The following is a 20,375-nucleotide window of genomic DNA, read 5'->3' as shown; positions in this document are numbered from 1 at the left end:
GCAGGCTGACTTGAAAACCTGGCTCTTCGACAGCGCTCTGCCGGTGTGGCGCGATGTCGGCCTCGATACGGCAAAAGGTGGGGTGTACGAGACCCTGAACCTTGACGGTACGCCCGCCGACGTCAATCGCCGTACCCGGGTCGCCGCCCGTCAGGTCTATTCCTACGCGCTGGCACAGAAGATGGGGTATCAGGGTGAGACGGATTCGGTCATCGATGCGGGCCTGAACTGGCTGTCGGGTCCGGCAGCCGCGCCGGGCGGACTGGTCTATGCCGTGCTGGCGCCGAATGGCGACGTGGTGCGCGGTGAGTTCGACTTCTACGACCATGCCTTTGCCCTGCTGGGCTACGCCTCGGCCTTCAAGGTGCGCCCGGACGATAAATCTCTTGAAGCCAAGGCGCTCAAAATTCGCGACACGCTGCTGACCACCTATAAGCACCCTGTGCGTGGCTTCGAAGAGGCCAATCCGCGCACCCTGCCGCTGAAGACCAACCCGCACATGCACATGTTCGAGGCGTCGCTGGCCTGGATCGAAGCCGGGGGCGACAGCGTCTGGAAGGATATCGCCGCCGAGATCGCCGCCCTGTGCCTCGACAAGTTCCTTCACCCGGAAAACGGCAGCCTGCGCGAATATTTCGACGGCGACTGGAACCCGCTGGAAGGCGAGATGGGCCGTATCATCGAACCGGGCCATCAGTTCGAATGGGCGTGGCTGCTGGTGCGCTGGGCGCAGATTTCGGGCGACGATAAGTTCATCGCCCCGGCCAAGCGTCTGGTCGAGATCGCCGAGGACTTCGGTACCGACCACGATCGCAACGTCACGGTGTTTGAGCTGTGGGACGACTTTTCGCCCAAGGATAAAAAGGCCCGCCTGTGGGCTCAGACCGAGCGTATGAAGGCCTATGTCGCCCTGCAATCCATCGCCGCTACGCCGGAAGATAAGGTGGGCTATGTCGAGACCCTGATCAAGGGCGCCGAAGGGCTTGAGCTTTATCTATCGACTGACATTAAAGGACTTTATCTCGATAAGATGAATCCCGACGGGTCGTTCGTCGTGGAGCCGGCCCCGGCGTCGAGCCTCTATCATATTATCTGCGGTATCGATGAGATGCTGAGCGTCGCGATATAAGCCCTATAGTTCTAACGCCGGGTCGTCATGAGCGATCCGGCGTAACTATTTGGGGCGTCTGACCGGTGTGAAACAGTTTGTAGGCCTGAGTGTCTTGTTTTGGTTACAAATTGATTTTACACCGACCCCTCTGTTTGCTGAGGAAGTGTTATGAAGATTACGATGATCGGCTCGGGCTATGTCGGGCTCGTATCCGGGGTGTGTTTCGCCGAATTCGGTCATGATGTCATCTGCATGGATAAGGACGAGGCCAAGATCGCCGCACTCAAGAACGGTCAAATTCCGATCTTCGAGCCCGGTCTGGCCGAACTGGTCGCCGCCAATGTCAAGGCGGGCCGCCTCAGCTTCACCACCGACATTACATCTGCCGTGGCGCAGTCCGAGGTCGTCTTCATCGGTGTCGGTACGCCGTCGCGCCGCGGGGATGGCCACGCCGACCTGAGCTACGTCTATGCCGCCGCCCGCGATATCGCCGCGGCGGTGGAGGGTTTTACCGTCGTGGTCACGAAATCGACCGTGCCGGTCGGTACCGGCGACGAGGTGGAGCGCATCATCCGCGAAGCCAATCCGGACGCCGATGTGGCGGTGGTCTCCAACCCCGAATTCCTGCGCGAAGGGGCCGCCATCGACGACTTCATGCGCCCCGACCGCGTGGTCATCGGTATCGAGGACGAACGCGCCCGTCAGGTAATGTCCGAAGTCTATCGCCCGTTGTCGCTTAATGCGGCGCCGCTGATGTTCACCAAGCGACGCACCTCGGAGCTGATCAAATACGCCGCCAACGCCTTTCTGGCGATGAAGATCACCTTTATCAACGAGATTGCCGACCTCAGCGAGGCCGTGGGGGCCAATGTGCAGGAAGTGGCGCGCGGCATTGGCCTCGATAACCGCATCGGGACCAAGTTCCTCAATGCCGGTCCCGGTTACGGCGGGTCGTGCTTCCCCAAGGATACGCTGGCGCTCGTCAAGACGGCGCAGGATTTCGAAAGCCCCGTGCGGCTGATCGAGACGACGGTCGCCATCAATGACGATCGCAAGCGGGCCATGGCGCGCAAGGTTATCAAGGCGCTGGGCGGCGATGCGCGCGGCAAGACGGTCGCTGTGCTGGGCCTGACCTTCAAGCCGGAAACCGACGACATGCGCGATTCCCCGGCCATCACCATCGTGCAGGCGCTTCAGGACGCCGGTGCCATCGTGCGAGGCTTCGATCCGGAAGGCATGGACAACGCCAGAAAGATCATGCCGGACATAACCTATTGCGAGGACGCCTACGACGCCGCGACGGGGGCCGATGTCGCCGTCATCGTCACCGAATGGAACGAGTTCCGTGCCCTCAATCTGGGCCGCCTGAAGACGCTTCTGACCCAGCCGCTGCTGGTCGATCTGCGTAATATCTATCGCAAGGATGAGGTCAGCCGCCATGGCTTCACCTATTACTGCATCGGCCGCCCGAATGAGGAGGTCCGCGCGTGACAACCTATCCGCCGGTTCCTTCGCTTGTGCTGAATACCATCGCCCTGTGCGCCGGCAAGGAGATCCTGCGCATCTACGCCACCGATTTCGATGTCGTGACCAAGGGCGATGCCTCGCCGGTAACACTGGCCGATCAGGCCGCCGAAGCCATCATTCTGCAAAAGCTGGCCCTGAACGCACCGGGCATTGCGGTGGTGGCCGAAGAGGAAATGGCCGCCGGTCGTGCGCCGGAAGCTTCGGAGGTGTTTTTTCTGGTCGATCCGCTCGACGGCACCAAGGAGTTTGTGTCGAGAAACGGCGAATTCACCGTCAATATCGCCCTGATCGACAAGGGTGTGCCGGTGCAGGGCGTCGTCTATGCCCCGGCGCTGGGCGAGATTTACTGGGGTGAGATCGGCAAGGGCGCGTTCAGGGCGACGGTGCGTGACGGGGCTATCGGTCTGTCCGAACCGATCGCCGTGGCCCGCGCAACGGACGGCGGCGTGGTCGCCATCGGCAGCCGTTCGCATTCCGGCCCCGAAACCGAAGCCTTCCTGGAGGCCTTTACGGTCAGTACCTTTGTCGCGGCGGGGTCGTCGCTGAAATTCTGCCGGGTTGCGGCGGGCGCAGCGGACCTCTATCCGCGCATGGGGCGCACCATGGAATGGGACACCGCCGCCGGTGACGCCATCCTGCGCGCGGCGGGCGGGCGTGTCGAAACCCTCGATGGCCAGCCGCTGCGCTATGGCAAGCGCGATCAGGGTGATGATGCCGATTTCGCCAATCCGCATTTCGTGGCCTATGGCGACCCGGCGTTGGGACGCACAGATTAGAAGTCCTGAACTGTCGGGCCATGCTTTTACGTTTGTGAGGCGCGGGTCCAAATCGTAAAAGCCGCTGACATAACAAGGCGGATGCACCACTCCGTCGTGACGGAGACTGTGTACGAGGCATGTCCATTACCCCGGATCGTTTGACGCACCTGCGCCGGCTTGAGGCCGAGTCGATCTTCATCATGCGCGAAGTGGCGGCGGAGTTCAAAAACCCCGTCATGCTCTATTCGATCGGCAAGGATTCGTCGGTCATGCTGCATCTGGCACTGAAGGCGTTCCACCCGTCGACCCTGCCGTTCCCGCTGCTGCACGTCGACACGACGTGGAAGTTCCGCGAAATGACGCGCTTCCGCGACGAGACCGCCGAACGTCTGGGGCTTAAGCTGCTCAAGCACACCAATCCGGACGGGGTGCGCGATAATATCAATCCGTTCGACCACGGCTCGAACACCTATACCAATATCATGAAGACCGATGCGCTCAAGCAGGCTCTGACCGAGCATGGCTTTGACGCGGCCTTCGGCGGGGCGCGCCGCGACGAGGAAAAGTCGCGCGCCAAGGAGCGTATCTTCTCGTTCCGCACGCAGAACCACGGCTGGGACCCCAAGAACCAGCGTCCGGAGCTGTGGAACCTGTACAATGCCCGCATCAAGTCGGGCGAGTCGATCCGCGTCTTCCCGCTGTCGAACTGGACCGAACTGGATATCTGGCAATATATCCTGCTGGAAAACATCCCCATCGTGCCGCTGTACTTCGCGGCGCCGCGCCCGGTCGTCCATCGCGGCGGGCAGTGGATCATGGTCGATGACGAACGCCTGCCGCTCAATGGCGAGACGCCGCAGATCAAGAATGTCCGCTTCCGGACGCTGGGCTGCTATCCGCTGACGGCGGCGATCGAATCCGAGGCGACGACTCTGGAAGAGATCGTCGCGGAAATGCTGGTGGCGCGGACCTCGGAACGGTCGGGCCGCCTGATCGATCACGACGAAGCCGGATCGATGGAAAAGAAAAAGCGTGAGGGATACTTCTGATGGGCGCGCCTGAGAAAATCGATACGAGCGTTTTCACCGAATATCTGGCGACGCACGAAAAGAAATCCCTGTTGCGCTTTCTGACCTGCGGCAGCGTCGATGACGGCAAATCGACCCTGATCGGGCGGTTGCTCTACGACACCAAGCTGATCTTCGAGGATCAGCTGGCGGGCCTTGAGAAGGACTCCAAGCGCTTCGGTACGGTCGGCGAAGAGATCGATCTGGCGCTGCTGGTCGATGGCCTGCAGGCCGAGCGCGAGCAAGGCATCACCATCGACGTCGCCTACCGCTTCTTCACGACCGAAAAGCGCAAGTTCATCGTCGCCGATACGCCAGGCCACGAACAATATACGCGCAACATGGCGACGGGGGCATCGAACTCCGACCTCGCCGTCATCCTGATCGATGCACGCAAGGGCATCCTGCCGCAGACGCGCCGCCACTCTTTCATCGTCTCCCTGCTGGGGATCAAGCACGTCATTCTGGCGGTCAACAAGATCGATCTGATGGACTATTCACAGGCGGTCTACGACCAGATCACCGCGGATTATCGCGCCTTCGCTGCCGATTTCGGGTTTGAGACTCTGGTGTCGATCCCCCTGTCGGCGCGTTTCGGCGACAATGTTCTGGACCGCAGCGAAAACCTCAACTGGTACGACGGCCCGACCCTGGTCGAGCATCTGGAAACCGTCGAGATCGACCGCGACGAGACGCAGAAGCCGTTCCGCCTGCCGGTGCAGTGGGTCAATCGTCCGAACCTCAATTTCCGCGGCTTCTCGGGTACCATTGCGTCCGGGACCGTGCGTCCGGGCGATGAGATCGTCGTCGCCAATTCCGGCAAGTCGTCGCGCGTCAAATCCATCGTCACCTATGATGGCGACCTGCCCGTCGCCGGAGCCGATCAGGCCGTGACCCTGACGCTGGAAGACGAGATCGACATTTCGCGCGGCGATATCCTGACCGCACCAGATGCGCGTCCGGAGGTGTGCGAGCAGTTTCAAGCCAGCCTGATCTGGATGAACGAGGAGGAACTGCTGCCGGGTCGTCCCTATCTCCTCAAGATCGGCGCCAAGACGGTCTCGGCGACCATCACCGAAATCCGTTACAAGACCGACGTCAACTCGTTCGAAAAGCTGGCGGCCAAGACGCTGAAGTTGAACGAAGTGGCCACCGTCCTGATCGCGACACAGGCGCCGATCGCTTTCGATCCGTATGCGGATAATAAGGCAACGGGCGCCTTTATCCTCATCGACCGCATCTCGAACCTGACGCTGGGCGCGGGTATGGTCGATCACGCGCTGCGCCGGGCGACCAATGTCCACTGGCAGGCGCTGGAGGTCTCCAAGGCCGCCCGCGCAGGCATCAAGCGTCAGAAACCGGCGGTCCTGTGGTTTACCGGCCTGTCGGGTGCGGGTAAGTCGACCATCGCCAATCTGGTCGAAAAGAAGCTGCTCAGCCTCGGCTATCACACGACCCTGCTCGATGGCGATAATGTTCGCCATGGACTGAACAAGGATCTGGGCTTCTCCGACGCCGACCGCGTGGAAAATATCCGCCGCGTCGCCGAGGTGTCGAAGCTGATGACCGAAGCCGGTCTGATCACGCTGGTCTCGTTCATCTCGCCGTTCCGCGCCGAGCGCCGTCTGGCGCGCGAGCTGCTGGAAGCCGGTGAATTCGTCGAAATCCACGTAGCGACGCCGCTTGAGGTGGCCGAGGCACGGGACGTCAAGGGTCTGTACAAAAAGGCGCGGGCGGGGGAAATCCCGAACTTCACCGGCATCGACAGCCCGTATGAGGCTCCGGAAAACCCGGAAATCGTCGTGGCCGCGAACGGTGAGGCACCGGACGTGGCGGCGGAGCGTATTTTTGCCTGGCTGTACGAAGAAGGTTACCTGCCGGCCGAGCCGACCTACGTCATTTAAGGGTTGCAATTCGGTGGCGGCAGGACCACTTCACAGCAGATGTGAGCGGCTTGAAGTGCCAGGCATAATGGACTAGACCCGGTTTGATCCGGAGTATCTGCCATGCAAGCCAATTCTGTTGTTGAACTGAAATCCGCCAAGTTCGGTAATCACCTGCCGATCTCGGTCATCGCCGGTCCGTGCCAGCTGGAAAGCCGCGATCATGCGCTCGAGGTTGCCTCGGCGCTCAAGGAGATTTCCGAACGTCTCGGCTTCGGCTTGATCTTCAAGACTTCGTTCGACAAGGCTAACCGCACTTCGGTCAATGCCCAGCGCGGTATCGGCCTGAAGGACGCCCTGCCGATCTTCAGTGAAATCCGTGAAACGCTCGGCCTTGCCGTCCTGACCGACGTGCACGATGCCCATCAGTGTGCCCCGGTCGCCGAAGCGGTCGATGTGCTGCAAATCCCGGCCTTCCTCTGCCGTCAGACTGACCTGCTGCTGGCCGCCGCCGCGACGGGCCGCGCCATCAATGTCAAGAAGGGGCAGTTCCTCGCGCCCTGGGACATGAAGAACGTGCTCGACAAGATCGTCAACGGTGGCGAAAATCCCAATGTCCTGCTCTGCGACCGTGGCACCAGCTTTGGCTACAACACGCTGGTTTCCGACTTCCGCGGTCTGCCGATCATGGCCTCGACCGGTGCGCCGGTGATCTTCGACGCCACCCATTCGGTGCAGCAACCCGGCGGTCTGGGCGGGTCTTCGGGCGGGCAACGCGAATTCGTGCCGGTGCTGTCGCGGGCGGCTGTCGCTGTGGGGGTGGCGGGTCTGTTCATCGAGACCCATCCTGACCCTGATCATGCGCCGTCCGATGGCCCGAACATGGTCCCGCTGGCCTCGTTCGAAGGTCTGATGCGCGACCTGATGGCGCTCGATCAGGTCGCCAAGGCCATTACGGCGCGCGCCTGATGAAGCCGATCATCCTCATTCCGGCGCGCATGGCCTCGACCCGGCTGCCGAACAAGCCGGTGGCGGATATCAATGGTGAACCGATGATCGTCGCCGTCTGGCGGCGGGCGGTCGAGGCCGAGGTCGCGCCGGTATGGGTCGCGACCGACACGGCGGAAATCGCCGAAGCCATTCGCGCGGTCGGCGGCAATGCGGTGATGACCCGCGCCGATCACCCGTCGGGTTCGGACCGGATTTACGAAGCCATCACGCTGATCGATCCGGATGCGGAATATGATGCGCTGCTCAACGTGCAGGGCGACCTGCCGACGGTGACGCCGGAGACGATCCGCGCGATTCTGTCCCCGCTGGAAACGCCGGAAGTCGATGTGTCGACCGCCGTGGCCCTGATCCATTCCGAAGAGGAGCGCAACGCCTCGTCGGTGGTCAAGATGGTCGGCACGCCGCTGGGGGAGCGCCGTTTCCGGGCGCTTTATTTCACGCGCGCCACCGCGCCGTGGGGCGAAGGGCCGCTCTATCATCATATCGGACTTTACGGCTGGCGGCGGTCGGCGCTGGAGCGCTTCGTCAAGCTGCCGCCGTCACCGTTGGAACTACGTGAAAAGCTGGAACAACTACGGGCCCTCGAAGCGGGTATGCGTATCGACGCCATGCAGGTCGATGAGGTGCCGCTGGGGGTTGATACGGCCGCCGATCTCGATCGGGCGCGCCAGATGCTGGCGCGAGGATAGGTCCCCATGCCGCTTGAAACCGCTTTGGATGCCACCTCGGCCCTGCAGGCCGCCCAGCAGACCATCGAAATCGAAACCCAGGGCCTGATGGCGTTGCGCGAGGCGCTGGATGGTGAACTGGGCCGGGTGTTCGAGCGCACGGTAGATGCGATTCTCAACGCTCAGACCAATCGCGGTCGGGTCATTGTCACGGGCATGGGCAAGTCGGGCCATATCGGTCGCAAGATCGCGGCCACCCTGGCCTCGACCGGTGTCACCTCGCACTTCGTGCATCCGGCCGAAGCCAGTCATGGCGATCTGGGCATGGTCGGCGAAGACGATGTGGTGCTGGCCCTGTCATGGTCGGGCGAGGCCCCGGAACTGGCCGATATCATCGCCTATACGCGTCGGTTTAATGTGCCGCTGATCGCCATTACGGCGGGCGCTAAAAGCGCACTGGGATCCGCTGCCGATATGCCGCTGGTCCTGCCGAAGATGCCCGAGGCCTGTCCGAACGGTCTGGCGCCGACGACCTCGACGACGATGCAACTGGCCATGGGCGATGCGCTGGCCGTGGCGTTGCTCTCGTTGCGTGGGTTTACGGCGCAGGATTTCCGCCAGTATCACCCCGGTGGCAAGCTGGGCGCGCGCCTGCTCAAGGTGCGCGACCTGATGCACGGCGGCGAGGCCATGCCGCTGGTGGCCGAAACGGTTTTGCTGTCGCAGGCCATTGTTGAAATGTCCTCCAAACGCTACGGCATGACGGGTGTTCAGGATGCCGCCGGGCGGTTAATTGGTATACTGACGGACGGCGATCTGCGCCGGGCGTTCCGCGAAGGCTTTGCTGACCGGCCGGTTGCCGAAGTGATGACGCGGTCGCCGCGTGTGACCACGCCCGACACGCTGGCGTCGCAACTGCTGGCGGAAATGAACGCCCGAAGCATTACCGGTATGTTCGTCGTTGAGGCGGAGCGCCCTGTCGGGGTCGTGCACCTGCACGAAATCCTGCGGGCCGGGGTGGCCTAGAACAGATTTTCTCGCGTCCATGCGTTGTGAAGTGAGGCAATAGCTGCGCGTCCGCGCGCGCCCAGCGCCTGTCGTTCCCCGGCATTTTCGCACAGTTGTTTCAACGCCTGAGCGGCGGCAGCGATGTCCGGCTCGGCCCATTGCGCATGCGAGCCATTATAGCGCGCATTGGCCGGAATGAGGTGAAAGGGGATCAGCCACGCGCTCTTCTCATCCATAAATTCCATATTTCCCGACCAGCCGGTGGCGACGACTGGTATGCCGACGGCCATCGCTTCAGCCAGAGGCAGGCCAAATCCTTCACCTCGATGAAGGGAGATCAGAATATTTGTACGTGCGATAAGAGCGGCAGTGTCAGCATCACTCAGGGTTTCGCACTGGAATATAATATCGCGGCGTCCTTGCGCCAGATTGTGCAGCGTCTGAAAGCCAGGGTGTCCTTCGGCCCCGCTATAGGTCTTGACCCGAAGTCGGGCGGAGGTCAGCTCCGGAAAGGCCATTCGCCACGCCCTGATGACGGCTTCCGGGTTTTTACGCTCGGTATCACTGCGGGGATCGAAAAGCGTCAGAACGGTTACGGCAGTATTTTCGGAGCGCATCGGCTCCGCTACCGGTACGGGAGGGGGCATGACCCTGAGTTTCGAGATTTGATTGTGCATTCCGGCTCGCTCGAAAGCTCTGACGAAAGCGTTTTGCACAAACCCACTCAGTACCCAGATTTCATGAAACCATTGCGCGGCGTCAAGCCAGTTCGCCGGGGCGAGATCGCTTTCCCACGCCCAGTAGGCGATGCGGTACATCTGCGACCATTGCGCAGGGTCGTGGGCCATCAGGGCGATACGAGCTTCCGGCGGGTTTGCCTGGATGATCCATACTGACGCACTGTCCGCAAACGCCTCTGGTGACCTTGTTAGGAGCCGGCGATGTAGGGGCCGGAGGTCTTCGCGGACGACGCCGTAACCGGCGCCTTCAAGCGCTCCGACGGTCAGATGCGCGGCGCGCCCGAGGCCCAGAGCTTCTCCGAAAAAGCCGGTCACGCGGATGGTATGAGCGTCCGGGCGGACACGTGCTTCGGCTTTCGTCCATTGCTGTGCGGCGTGTTTGAGTCGCGCCTTCAGCAGCGTGCGATGAATAGGGGTAAGTAATGCGGAGACGAAGGGTTGCATGATGCCTCAGCATACAGAGCCCGCCCGGCGGCTGCAAACGCCATTCTAACCACAGGCGGCAGGCCTGAATTTCTTACATTTTGGCTTGCGCCGACGGAATTAAGCGTTAGATCAGAATGGCTTGAGAAGGAATCGTCGTTCCGATCAGACTTTTTGTCGCGATAGTGTTGCCAAAAACCGCTTACACTTTTTGGCATATCGCTCTAACGTCGCCGCGCAATAGTTCAGGAGGCGCTTTGTGTCACATCCGAAGGTTCGTAAGGCTGTAATTCCGGTGGCCGGTTTCGGCACCCGCGTACTTCCGGGAACCAAAGTCATACCCAAAGAACTGCTCAATATCGTCGACCGCCCGATCCTGTCCTATATCGTTTCCGAAGCCCGCGCGGCGGGCATCGAACATTTCGTCTTCGTGACGGGGCGGCAAAAAGGGGCGATCGAAGACTATTTCGACCATCAGTTCGAACTGGAGGCACAACTGGCGGCCAAAGGCAAGCATGCCCTTCTCGAACAACTGCTCGATGAATTGCCGAAGTCCGGGGAAATGAGCTTTGTCCGTCAGATGCAGCCTTTGGGGTTGGGCCACGCTGTAAACTGCGCCCGCGACATCATCGGCAATGAGCCGTTCGCCGTGCTCCTGCCCGATATGGTGATGGACGCGCCGTCGCCCGCCCTGTCTCAGGCCATCGAAGCCTATGACCGTGTCGGCGGCAATATCATTCTGGTCGAGGCGGTGCCCGAATCGGAAACCCACAAATACGGAGTTGTGGCCATCGATGGCGGCGCAGGTAATCTGAACCGCATGACAGGTATGGTGGAGAAACCAGCTCCCGGCACAGCTCCGTCCAACCTGATCGTCTCGGGCCGTTATATCCTTCAGCCGGAGGTGTTTACCCTGCTATCGACTCAGACGCCCGGTGCCGGCGGCGAGATACAACTGACCGATTCCATGGCCAAGCTGATGGAAACCCAGAGCTTCCACGCCCTGCGTTACGAAGGCGAGACCTATGATTGCGGTGACAAGATTGGTCTGTTAAAAGCCAATGTCGCCATGGCCCTTAAACGGCCCGACCTCAATCACGCCGCGCGTGCGGCATTGAGTCCTTATTTTGCTTGATAGATACCCCATTATTTTACGGATAGATTTTCATGACCGTGCTTTTGCCCCGTACCGATCTGGTGCCTAATACGTTCGAATTTGAAACCGAAGCCTTCGTCAAGACGACGGGGTTCCGCGAATACGACGCCCGCTGGATTTTCGGTAAGGAAATCAACCTCCTCGGCATTCAGGCCCTGGGTCTCGGCCTCGGCAGCTATATCCACGAACGCGGTGTCAAGCCGCGTATCGTTGTCGGTCACGACTATCGTTCCTATTCGATCAATATCAAGAATGCTCTGATCATCGGTCTAATTCAGGCTGGTTGCGAAGTGCTCGATATCGGCCTGTGTCTGTCGCCGATCGCCTATTTCGCGCAGTTCGACCTCGATGCGCCGTGCGTGGCTATGGTCACGGCCTCGCACAACGAGAATGGCTGGACTGGCGTCAAGATGGGCTGTCAGGCCCCGCTGACCTTCGGACCGGACGAAATCGGCCGCATGAAGGAAATCATCATGGCGGGCGCGGGTGTCGAGCGTCCCGGCGGCTCGTTGAAGCTGGTACAGGGCGTGCAGGACCGCTATCAGGCCGACGTCGCTTCGAAAGCGCAGCTCAAGCGCAAGCTCAAGGTCATCTGCGCCTGCGGCAACGGTACGGCAGGGGCCTTTGCCCCGCAAGCCCTGCGCGCCATGGGCGCGGAAGTGATCGAGATGGATACCGTTCTCGACAGCACCTTCCCGAAATATAATCCGAACCCGGAAGACCATCACATGCTGATGGAAATGGCCAAGGCCGTGAAGGAATATGGTGCTGATCTGGCGCTCGGTTTCGATGGCGACGGTGATCGCTGTGGCGTGGTCGACAACACCGGCGAGGAAATCTTCGCCGACAAGATCGGCCTGATGCTGGCGCGCGACCTGTCGGCCTTGCACAAGGACGCGACCTTCGTCGTCGACGTGAAATCGACTGGCCTGTACAAGACCGACGAGGTGCTCAAGGCCAATGGTGCACAGACCGTCTACTGGAAGACCGGCCACTCCTATATCAAGCGGAAGACATCGGAACTGAAGGCTCTGGCCGGGTTCGAAAAGTCGGGCCACTTCTTCTTCAATAGCCCGATTGGCCTCGGCTACGACGACGGCATCGTCGCCGCGGCTGCGGTTCTGGCGATGCTCGACCGCAACCCGGATAAATCGCTCAGCGAATTGAAAGAAGCCCTGCCGGTCGCCTATACCTCGCTGACCATGTCGCCGCATTGTGGCGACGAGGTGAAGTATCAGGTGCTGGAAAAGATCGTCCAGGAATATGTCGATCTGTACGCCGCCGGTGGCGAAATCCTCGGTCGCAAGATCGTCGAGGTCATCACGGTCAATGGCGCGCGCGTCCACCTCGAGGATGGGTCGTGGGTGCTGGTCCGCGCCTCGTCGAATAAGCCTGAGCTTGTCGTCGTGGTTGAAAGTCTCAACTCTGCCGACGACATGCGCGACCTCTTCCGCAAAGAAGTGAAACCGCGTCTGGCCGCCCATCCGGAAGTCGGCAGTTATAATCAGGAAATCTGAGGCGACACCGCAGCAACGGCGTGAGGCGGCAAGAGTTTGATTGTCGAGGGAAGAATGCGGCCTGACGTTGTCGTATTCATCCCGTCGCAGGCCAGATTGCGCCTGACCTGCTCCCCGAAAATCTAGGCCATTCAAAGCTGGAATTTTCCATTTAAAGTCCCTTGAGCGGGACGAGGAGAATTTCATGAAGAAGTCGAAGTTCACGGAATCGCAGATCGCTTTCGTGCTGAAGCAAGCCGACAATGGCGTAGCGGTGGCAGAAGTCTGCCGGAAGGCAGGCATTTCGGATGCAACGTTTTACAACTAGCGGAAAAAGTACGCCGGTTTGATGCCGTCGGAGATGAAGCGGTTACGCCAGCTTGAGGAGGAGAACGCCAAGCTCAAGCGGATCGTTGCCGATCTCTCGCTCGACAAGGCAATGCTTCAGGACGTCCTGTCAAAAAAAGCTCTGAAGCCTGCCGCGCGGCGTGAGTTGGTCGATAAGCTGATCCGGGCGTGGGAGGTGTCGGTGCGCCGGGCCTGCCGGGTTCTACGGGTTGATCGACCGCTGATCCAATACAAGCCTCGTCGTGTCGAGCAGGCAGACCTCAAACAACGCATCAAGCAGATCGTCGAAACGCGGGTGCGATACGGTTACCGTCGCATCCACGTCCTCCTCGTTCGTGAAGGCTGGGCGGTGAACCCGAAACGGATATACCGTCTTTACAAAGAGTTAGGCCTTCAGTTGCGGCTAAAGACGCCACGCCGGCGGGTCAAGGCCAAGCCGCGGGACGACCGTTGCGAGGCTGTGGCCCACAACGAAACCTGGGCGATGGACTTCGTACACGACCAGCTCTGCACCGGCAGAAAGCTGCGCATTCTTACGGTCGTGGACACCTTCTCCCGGTTCTCGCCGGCGATTGATCCGCGCTACAGCTATCGCGGCGTGGACGTCGTCCAGACGCTGGAACGGGTCTGTAAGACGGTCGGCTATCCCAGGACCATCCGCGTCGACCAGGGCTCGGAGTTCATCTCCCGTGATCTCGATCTATGGGCTTATCAGAAGGGCGTGACCCTCGACTTCTCGCGGCCTGGAAAGCCGACCGACAATGCCTTCATCGAAAGCTTTAACGGCAAGTTCCGGGCGGAGTGTCTGAACGCACACTGGTTCATGAGTCTTGACGACGCGAGAGAAAAGATGGAGGCTTGGCGTAGAGACTACAATGAGGTTCGCCCTCACAGCGCCATCGGCAACAAACCCCCGATATCGCTCATATCCGGCTCAGCCGTCCCCGCGGCGCCATGAGCCTTAACCCGGCAAAATTCGAGCACCGGGTGGCCAAGAAACGGGGAGCACGTCAAAAGGCGAACGGACTCTGCAAATTGCTGGCCGGAATTCAGGGGGCTGGGTCAAACCGACCAAGTCAGACCGGTTGTCATGCACGATTGCATTGACCACCCGACGACACCGCGCGAAAGGTCGATGATCGTAGAGTAATCAGCGGGATCTATTGTGCCTTGGGGCAGACTCAGCGTGGCGAATTAACCACCAAAATCCATATCGCGGCGATGCCAATGGCATACCCATACGACCAAAATGACGAGGCGTCCGTCAAGCTCGCCTCAACCAAAATCTGGATGCCCTTTATGAGCCGGCGACCTAAAGGTCATCCCTTCTTAGCTCTTGTAACTTCTTGGCTGCCGCAGCGGCCAATTTGACGTCCTGCGCCCGCGAAATCGGGGCGACCACAATACCTGACGGCGTAGACACGACCATAATATCGTCAAGCCCGATGATCGCCACCGGAGGCCCTTCGGCACGCACCAGACAATTGTGGGCATCAATGAGAATTGCATTGCCCTGCGCATGATTACCGACGCCGTCCTTAGCCCCAAGCCGCCAAAGTTCCGCAAACCCGCCCACATCAGCCCAGCCAATATCGCACGGAGAGGTGGCGGCGCGGTTGGTGCGCTCCATGATTGCATAGTCAACTGAAATCGAAGGACATTCAGCAAAGCTTTCTGGGTCCAGCAGTCGTGTCACTTCATTTACGGCCGCATGTTTTAGCGCTTTGCGCGAGGCATCCAGAACCTTGGGTTCATGCGCCGCAAGCTCTTCAAGCATAACCTTGGGGGAAAACAGGAAGATACCCGCATTCCAGTCATACCCCCCTTGAGCCAGATAGGCTGTAGCCGTCTCCAAATCAGGCTTCTCAAGGAAGCGTTTGACCGCATAGACGCCGTCTCCGATTGGCTCACCCCGCTGAATATATCCGAAGCCGGTTTCAGGTCCGGTAGGGGTAATACCAAAGGTAATAATGTTGTCGAGGCCAGCCTCTGATGCGCCTTGAAGTGCCGCTTTAAAAGCGTCGGGCTTTGAAATGACATGGTCCGCAGGAACCAAAAGCACGAGAGCGTCGGGCGCCAGTTCATCTCCGAGAAGAGCGGCGACGGCAGCTACGGCCGCCGTATTTTTAGCGAACGGCTCCAGCACCACGGCCTGGGGCGACAAGCCCACGGCATCCAACTGAGCCTTGGCCAGAGGTTGATGTGTCAAGCCACAGATCACAACCGGTTTGAGAAACTCATTGCCGGACAGCCGGATGGCGGTTTCCTGAATCATTGTGTGTTGAGTAGCCAGGGCATGAAATTGCTTTGGTTGCTCCGGTGTCGACAGGGGCCAAAGACGTGTACCCGACCCTCCAGACATTATAACCGGTAGAATTTTCATCTAATAAATCCTCGAAAACACCCGACCGAAATCGAGAAGTTTTAAATTTTTGAAACAATTATGTTAGGCTTAACTCCGGTGCGGTTCCGATCGCCCGATGAAAGCGCAACATCTTGACCATAAGATCAACTCGTTTGTTCTTAATATATATTCGCACTATGACACGCCCGGCAATTCAATTCACCGTCGAGTTCAGGTAAGCATCCATTCCAATGTTCTTTCGAAAGGGTAATCGTCAAATTGACCGATCTCTTTCCTGAACTTTTCAGGATTGCCCGCCAGCAGCTTGATCTCATTTTGACGAACGAAAGCCGGGTTCACTTTGACCTCCATGCGGTGGCCGGTGATCTGCGCACACGTGTCAATGATATATTCAAGGCTATAAGGCCGCCCGGAACAGATATTATATATTTGCCCGGCGGCTGCCGACGTCTCGATCAATGCTCGGAGGGCTTGTGTCACCATGCGAACGTCCGAAAAATCGCGCGCCACATCCGTGTTACCTAGTTCAATGAAGGACGAGCGCGCACGGAAATGCTCGACGATCTTAGGTACGAGGAACCTCGTTGACTGCCCCACGCCAGTATAGTTGAACGGTCGGGCGATCACGATGTTCAATATGTCCTGAAACTGCCTAGCCATATATTCCATGGCGACTTTGCTTACTGCATAGTCATTGGCTGGATTCACCGCGTCAGTTTCAGACAGAAACCCCATGTCGGAATTGCCATATATATTTGCGGAACTCGTCAGCAGAACCGACTGGGGTTTATCCGGCAGTGCAGCTAAAGCACTCAGCAGGTTACGCGTGCCCATAATGTTCGTGTCATAGATTTCGCCGACATTGCCATGACCTACAAACGATATAGCGGCCAAGTGGATGACGTGTGTCGGGCGTATCTGCTCCGTCAGACGTTTCAATCCGTCGGCGTCCAGCAGATTGATCTGAAAGACCTTCGTTACACCGGCCAGTTCGATAGGCGTCGATGATGTCAGGCCGACAATTTCGTAGCCGTGTGCCGCTAAATCCGCCGACACGTACGAGCCTGCAAATCCACCGATGCCCGTGACCAGAACGCGTTTTGACAAGAAAGTACCCTCTCGCAAATCGGAGCACGTCTCGATCTGATGGATCGAAACGCGCCCCAATTTCAATTAAGATCATTGCTCGCCAAATATTATGCGTTTGGCGCTTATTTTCGAATCTTGCGTCTTAGTAAGACGTGCCCTTTTCGTTGCGGCGCAGGTCAGCCTGCACCATCATGGCACACAAGTCTTCGAGGCTTGTTTTCGGTTCCCAGCCAAGCTTCGCCTTGGCCTTAGCCGGATCGCCGATCAAAAGATCGACTTCGGCCGGACGGTAAAATTTGGGATTAACGCGCACCAAAACTTTTCCGGTGTTTGGGTCAATTCCAACTTCGTTTTCGTCCTTCCCCTTGTATTCGATCTCAAAACCGGCTGCCTTGGCCGCCAGAGTAACAAAGTCACGTACCGTTTCGGTACGGTTCGTTGCCAGAACATAGGTATCCGGCTCATCGACCTGCAGCATACGCCACATGCCTTCAACATACTCTTTGGCGAAACCCCAATCGCGTTTAGCGTCGAGATTGCCAAGTTCGAGCACATCGAGGAGACCCAGCTTGATCTTAGCGAAGCTGTCGGTGATCTTACGCGTCACGAATTCACGGCCCCGCAACGGCGACTCGTGGTTGAACAGAATGCCGCTCGAGGCGAAAATGTCGTAGCTTTCACGATAATTGACAGTCATCCAGTGGGCGTACAACTTGGCGACACCATAGGGGCTGCGCGGATAGAACGGCGTGCTTTCGGACTGTGGGACCGCCTGAACAAGCCCGAACATTTCAGACGTCGACGCCTGATAATACCGTATCTTGGGGTTGACGATACGGATTGCCTCAAGAAGGTTGACCGGGCCAACCCCTGTAATTTCTGCCGTTGTGATGGGTTGATCGAACGACACACCGACGAAGCTTTGAGCCGCGAGGTTATAGATTTCACTGACACCGACATTCTGCATCAGGCGAATGCTGGACGACATATCCGTCAGATCGTGCTCGACGAGATGTAAATTGGGATGCTTGTCGATACCCAGCTCTTCGATCCGCCAGAAATTAACGGAACTGGTCCGGCGATAGGTTCCGTAAACCCTGTATCCCTTTTCAAGCAAAAGTTGCGCCAAATAGGCACCGTCTTGCCCACCAACACCTGTAATAATGGCTGTCTTCACAAACCCCTCCAATTTAGGATCAAAATTTAAATCTTACGGAAAATTCTGTCGCAATAGGTCAAAATCTAACAAACCGCTGAACTGATGACTTTGGTATACACCTTGCTCAGAACAGTCAACTCGTTCCGAACCTAGCTATCGCTAGGCATTTAGCACGTGCCGAAAATACTGCACGGTTTCCTTCAGGCCGTCATCCAGAAGCACTTTCGGCCTCCAGTCCAGTTCCGAATTAGCAAGCGAAATATCCGGCTTCCGCTGCTTCGGGTCGTCCTGCGGCAGCGGCATATAGACGATTTTCGATGCGCCTCCGACCTGTTTGAGTACTTTCTCTGCCAATTCCAACATCGTAAATTCGCCCGGATTTCCAATATTAACCGGGCCTGTAAACCCTTCGCGACTATTCATCAGACGCTCCATGCCATCGAGCAAATCGTCGTAATAACAGAAACTGCGGGTCTGGCTGCCATCTCCGTAGATAGTGATATCTTCACCCTTGAGGGCCTGGACGATGAAATTACTAACCACGCGGCCATCGTTGGGATTCATACGAGGACCATAGGTATTGAATATGCGCATAACCTTGATGTCCAGGCCATGCTGACGCTTGTAGTCGAAGAATAGGGTTTCCGCACAACGCTTACCCTCGTCATAGCAACTGCGTATCCCAATCGGATTGACGCGACCCCAATATTCTTCGGGTTGGGGGTGGACCTCCGGATCGCCATAAACTTCCGATGTTGATGCCTGAAGGATGCGGGCCTTCACGCGTTTGGCAAGCCCCAGCATGTTGATGGCGCCAATGACGCTGGTCTTGGTCGTCTGGACCGGATCGAATTGATAATGCACCGGTGAAGCGGGGCACGCCAGATTATATATCTGATCAACTTCCACATAAAGCGGGAAGGTGACATCATGCCGCATCATCTCAAAACGTTTGTGACCGATCAGATGCTCGATATTCGCCCGGGCACCCGTGAAATAATTGTCAACACAGAGAATCTCATTCCCGCTGGCAAGCAGACGATCGCACAGATGCGACCCCAAAAAACCGGCACCGCCCGTAATTAAAATTCTCTTCATGGCATTCCACGCGAACCAAACCGCCAGAACCGGCAATTTGGGTTGTTACTAGGAGGCCCGGCGAACGCCGTCAACGAAATTGATCATCCACATTTTCGAGGTCGAAAATTTTTGACGGACTTTTTGTTGCCCGTGCCGTAGTTGCATGATATCCGGAACGCCATCCTCGCAACGTTGGCGTGAATTGCAATTTGTTTCGAACCGTAGAACGCCCAATTGAGGACACTTTATAAATCCAACATAATAGACATTTGAATGTCAAACTCATCGCGCCACTGGCCGAAGGGTATCAATCAACCTCTTATGCTTCAGATGATAGCATCGCTTAAACAGCACGATGCCATGGTAAATTCTCAATGAACACGAAACAAGCTTCTGCGCATAAATTTGTTACAGTTTATGAATCCAGTCCGTCACCAGCGCCGGCTCAGATTGTAGATTTTCCAGGTATGTTTAATCTGGCTCATATCGCTAGTGTAAATGGCGCGCAGGAACTTATTGGCCCGCTGGGCTGCACCTTCTATGAAAACGCGAGTGTTTTAGGCTTTAATCTAACCAGCTTTGAGGGTGAATTTGTAACCGACGGCACTCATATCTCGGATGTGGGTATCGAATGGGGGCAGCGCGCTAACATTACCCCGGACTCGTTTCGTGACAATACACGTACATTCACACGCGGCGCTTTGAATTTTGTCGGCCCCGGTCATGGCGTTTACGGACATTGGCTGGTTGACTTTCTACCTCGGCTGGAACTTGCCCGACAAGCCCTAGGTCCCAATTACGATAACCGGCTCATTCCGATGCCTTATGATACGCCCAAGTGGTACATCGCCCTTGCGGTAAAATACTTCGGCCTGCCGGAGGAAAACGTCGTTCTTTTCGACCCGCATACGGAACGCCTTACGTTTCCGGACGTGGCCTATCCAAACCATATGCACTCGGCCGATTATCATTTTAACAAGGCAGCCTACGCGTCTTTCGTAGAAAAGTTCCTAGACGCTCACGACATCGTTCCGACCATTGCCAGCGGTCGAAAAATCTGCATTTCGCGGAAACATTTCGAAGGCCTGGCCAGTGGCGTGCCACGCCTGTTTGTTGGAAGGCAAACCTTTGAGGCCCTTGCCATTGAAAAAGGGTTTGAGGTCATTTATCCGGAGACGCTCGATTTTGCGGAACAAATTGCTCTGTTTGCCTCCGCTAAATGTATCGTCGGGGAGTATGGATCAGGCTTGCACAATTCGATATTTTCGGCGCCCGGAGCGACCGTCGGCTGTATCAGTATGTCCAATTCGATCCAGTGTCGCCTAGCTGCGGTCAGAGATCAGAAAATTTCGGTACTGATGCCTGAAGTGCAATCAACCAACGAAAAAGGCGTTTTCGTGTACGATTGCAAACCTGAGAGCATTGCCTCGTTCCTTGACGCTGTAGCGGTTTGATAGCAAAATCCACCAACCTTTATTCGTTTCAA

Annotated in this window: 16 protein-coding genes and 1 pseudogene; 12 read left to right on the top strand and 5 right to left on the bottom strand. The window is 57.9% G+C overall.

The window, feature by feature from the left end:
* Positions 1–10: 10 nt before the first annotated feature.
* The 8 genes from PQU92_RS06370 (at position 11) to PQU92_RS06335 (ending at position 9,051) form a co-directional block, all read left to right on the top strand.
* A complete protein-coding gene (locus PQU92_RS06370; RefSeq protein WP_272747379.1) occupies positions 11–1,129 on the top strand; it encodes an AGE family epimerase/isomerase in 1,119 nt (372 codons plus the stop codon).
* A gap of 150 nt (positions 1,130–1,279) precedes the next feature.
* Complete coding sequence (locus PQU92_RS06365) at positions 1,280–2,602, top strand: UDP-glucose dehydrogenase family protein (RefSeq protein WP_272747378.1); 1,323 nt, start codon at positions 1,280–1,282, stop codon at positions 2,600–2,602.
* Positions 2,599–3,414, top strand: a complete 816-nt coding sequence (gene cysQ / locus PQU92_RS06360; RefSeq protein ID WP_272747377.1) for a 3'(2'),5'-bisphosphate nucleotidase CysQ — start codon at positions 2,599–2,601, stop codon at positions 3,412–3,414. The genes PQU92_RS06365 and cysQ overlap by 4 nt, the downstream gene beginning before the upstream one ends.
* Before the next feature lie 119 nt (positions 3,415–3,533).
* Complete coding sequence (cysD, locus tag PQU92_RS06355; protein WP_272747376.1) at positions 3,534–4,445, top strand: sulfate adenylyltransferase subunit CysD; 912 nt, start codon at positions 3,534–3,536, stop codon at positions 4,443–4,445.
* Positions 4,445–6,367 carry a sulfate adenylyltransferase subunit CysN gene (gene cysN / locus PQU92_RS06350; RefSeq protein ID WP_272747375.1) on the top strand — a complete coding sequence of 641 codons (1,923 nt, stop codon included), beginning with the start codon at positions 4,445–4,447 and terminating at the stop codon, positions 6,365–6,367. Before cysD ends, cysN begins: the two co-directional genes overlap by 1 nt.
* A 102-nt stretch (positions 6,368–6,469) precedes the next feature.
* The gene (gene kdsA, locus PQU92_RS06345) at positions 6,470–7,315 is read left to right on the top strand and encodes a 3-deoxy-8-phosphooctulonate synthase (protein WP_272747374.1); all 846 of its coding nucleotides are present in this window, start codon (positions 6,470–6,472) and stop codon (positions 7,313–7,315) included.
* Positions 7,315–8,046, top strand: a complete 732-nt coding sequence (locus PQU92_RS06340) for a 3-deoxy-manno-octulosonate cytidylyltransferase (RefSeq protein WP_272747373.1) — start codon at positions 7,315–7,317, stop codon at positions 8,044–8,046. The genes kdsA and PQU92_RS06340 overlap by 1 nt, the downstream gene beginning before the upstream one ends.
* Before the next feature lie 6 nt (positions 8,047–8,052).
* Positions 8,053–9,051 carry a KpsF/GutQ family sugar-phosphate isomerase gene (locus PQU92_RS06335; RefSeq protein WP_272747372.1) on the top strand — a complete coding sequence of 333 codons (999 nt, stop codon included), beginning with the start codon at positions 8,053–8,055 and terminating at the stop codon, positions 9,049–9,051.
* Here PQU92_RS06335 and PQU92_RS06330 read toward each other — a convergent pair.
* Positions 9,048–10,217, bottom strand: a complete 1,170-nt coding sequence (locus PQU92_RS06330) for a glycosyltransferase family 4 protein (protein ID WP_272747371.1) — start codon at positions 10,215–10,217, stop codon at positions 9,048–9,050. The two genes, PQU92_RS06335 and PQU92_RS06330, sit on opposite strands and share 4 nt — an antisense overlap.
* 238 nt (positions 10,218–10,455) lie before the next feature.
* On the opposite strand from PQU92_RS06330, the gene PQU92_RS06325 reads away from it, so the two are divergent.
* From PQU92_RS06325 to PQU92_RS06315, 3 genes and pseudogenes are all read left to right on the top strand, one after another.
* Positions 10,456–11,331: a UTP--glucose-1-phosphate uridylyltransferase gene (locus PQU92_RS06325; RefSeq protein WP_272747370.1), complete on the top strand. Its 876-nt coding sequence runs from the start codon at positions 10,456–10,458 to the stop codon at positions 11,329–11,331.
* A gap of 32 nt (positions 11,332–11,363) precedes the next feature.
* Entirely contained in the window at positions 11,364–12,869 is a 1,506-nt protein-coding gene (locus tag PQU92_RS06320; protein ID WP_272747369.1) for a phosphomannomutase/phosphoglucomutase, read from the top strand.
* A 184-nt stretch (positions 12,870–13,053) separates the two neighbouring features.
* A pseudogene (locus PQU92_RS06315) lies at positions 13,054–14,154 on the top strand (IS3 family transposase).
* Between the two features lie 354 nt (positions 14,155–14,508).
* Here the strand turns inward: PQU92_RS06315 and PQU92_RS06310 are convergent.
* From PQU92_RS06310 to PQU92_RS06295, 4 genes are all read right to left on the bottom strand, one after another.
* On the bottom strand, positions 14,509–15,579 hold the full coding sequence (locus tag PQU92_RS06310; RefSeq protein WP_272747368.1) for a mannose-1-phosphate guanylyltransferase/mannose-6-phosphate isomerase: 1,071 nt from the start codon (positions 15,577–15,579) through the stop codon (positions 14,509–14,511).
* 192 nt (positions 15,580–15,771) lie between these two features.
* Positions 15,772–16,668, bottom strand: a complete 897-nt coding sequence (locus PQU92_RS06305; protein ID WP_272747367.1) for a GDP-mannose 4,6-dehydratase — start codon at positions 16,666–16,668, stop codon at positions 15,772–15,774.
* 124 nt (positions 16,669–16,792) lie between these two features.
* On the bottom strand, positions 16,793–17,827 hold the full coding sequence (gmd, locus tag PQU92_RS06300; protein WP_272747366.1) for a GDP-mannose 4,6-dehydratase: 1,035 nt from the start codon (positions 17,825–17,827) through the stop codon (positions 16,793–16,795).
* A 141-nt stretch (positions 17,828–17,968) separates the two neighbouring features.
* Positions 17,969–18,907 (bottom strand): UDP-glucuronic acid decarboxylase family protein, encoded by a 939-nt coding sequence (locus PQU92_RS06295; RefSeq protein ID WP_272747365.1) that lies wholly within the window; start codon positions 18,905–18,907, stop codon positions 17,969–17,971.
* A 356-nt stretch (positions 18,908–19,263) separates the two neighbouring features.
* Here PQU92_RS06295 and PQU92_RS06290 point away from each other — a divergent pair, with 356 nt between their 5' ends.
* A complete protein-coding gene (locus tag PQU92_RS06290; protein ID WP_272747364.1) occupies positions 19,264–20,343 on the top strand; it encodes a glycosyltransferase family 61 protein in 1,080 nt (359 codons plus the stop codon).
* Positions 20,344–20,375 lie beyond the last annotated feature (32 nt).

The organism is Asticcacaulis aquaticus, from assembly GCF_028550415.1.
GTDB classification, from domain to species: Bacteria; Pseudomonadota; Alphaproteobacteria; order Caulobacterales; family Caulobacteraceae; genus Asticcacaulis; species Asticcacaulis aquaticus.
The sequence above is the reverse complement of the archived record's forward strand: the minus strand, read 5'-3'. Positions and strand labels throughout refer to the sequence as shown.

Excerpts from the sequence above, each read along its gene's own strand:
- PQU92_RS06340 (WP_272747373.1), top strand. The coding sequence starts at position 7,315 with ATGAAGCCGATCATCCTCATTCCGGCGCGCATGGCCTCGACCCGGCTG.
- PQU92_RS06320 (WP_272747369.1), top strand. The coding sequence starts at position 11,364 with ATGACCGTGCTTTTGCCCCGTACCGATCTGGTGCCTAATACGTTCGAA.
- cysD (WP_272747376.1), top strand. The coding sequence starts at position 3,534 with ATGTCCATTACCCCGGATCGTTTGACGCACCTGCGCCGGCTTGAGGCC.
- PQU92_RS06365 (WP_272747378.1), top strand. The coding sequence starts at position 1,280 with ATGAAGATTACGATGATCGGCTCGGGCTATGTCGGGCTCGTATCCGGG.
- PQU92_RS06330 (WP_272747371.1), bottom strand. The coding sequence starts at position 10,217 with ATGCAACCCTTCGTCTCCGCATTACTTACCCCTATTCATCGCACGCTG.
- PQU92_RS06310 (WP_272747368.1), bottom strand. The coding sequence starts at position 15,579 with ATGAAAATTCTACCGGTTATAATGTCTGGAGGGTCGGGTACACGTCTT.
- PQU92_RS06295 (WP_272747365.1), bottom strand. The coding sequence starts at position 18,907 with ATGAAGAGAATTTTAATTACGGGCGGTGCCGGTTTTTTGGGGTCGCAT.
- PQU92_RS06290 (WP_272747364.1), top strand. The coding sequence starts at position 19,264 with ATGAACACGAAACAAGCTTCTGCGCATAAATTTGTTACAGTTTATGAA.
- kdsA (WP_272747374.1), top strand. The coding sequence starts at position 6,470 with ATGCAAGCCAATTCTGTTGTTGAACTGAAATCCGCCAAGTTCGGTAAT.
- cysN (WP_272747375.1), top strand. The coding sequence starts at position 4,445 with ATGGGCGCGCCTGAGAAAATCGATACGAGCGTTTTCACCGAATATCTG.
- PQU92_RS06335 (WP_272747372.1), top strand. The coding sequence starts at position 8,053 with ATGCCGCTTGAAACCGCTTTGGATGCCACCTCGGCCCTGCAGGCCGCC.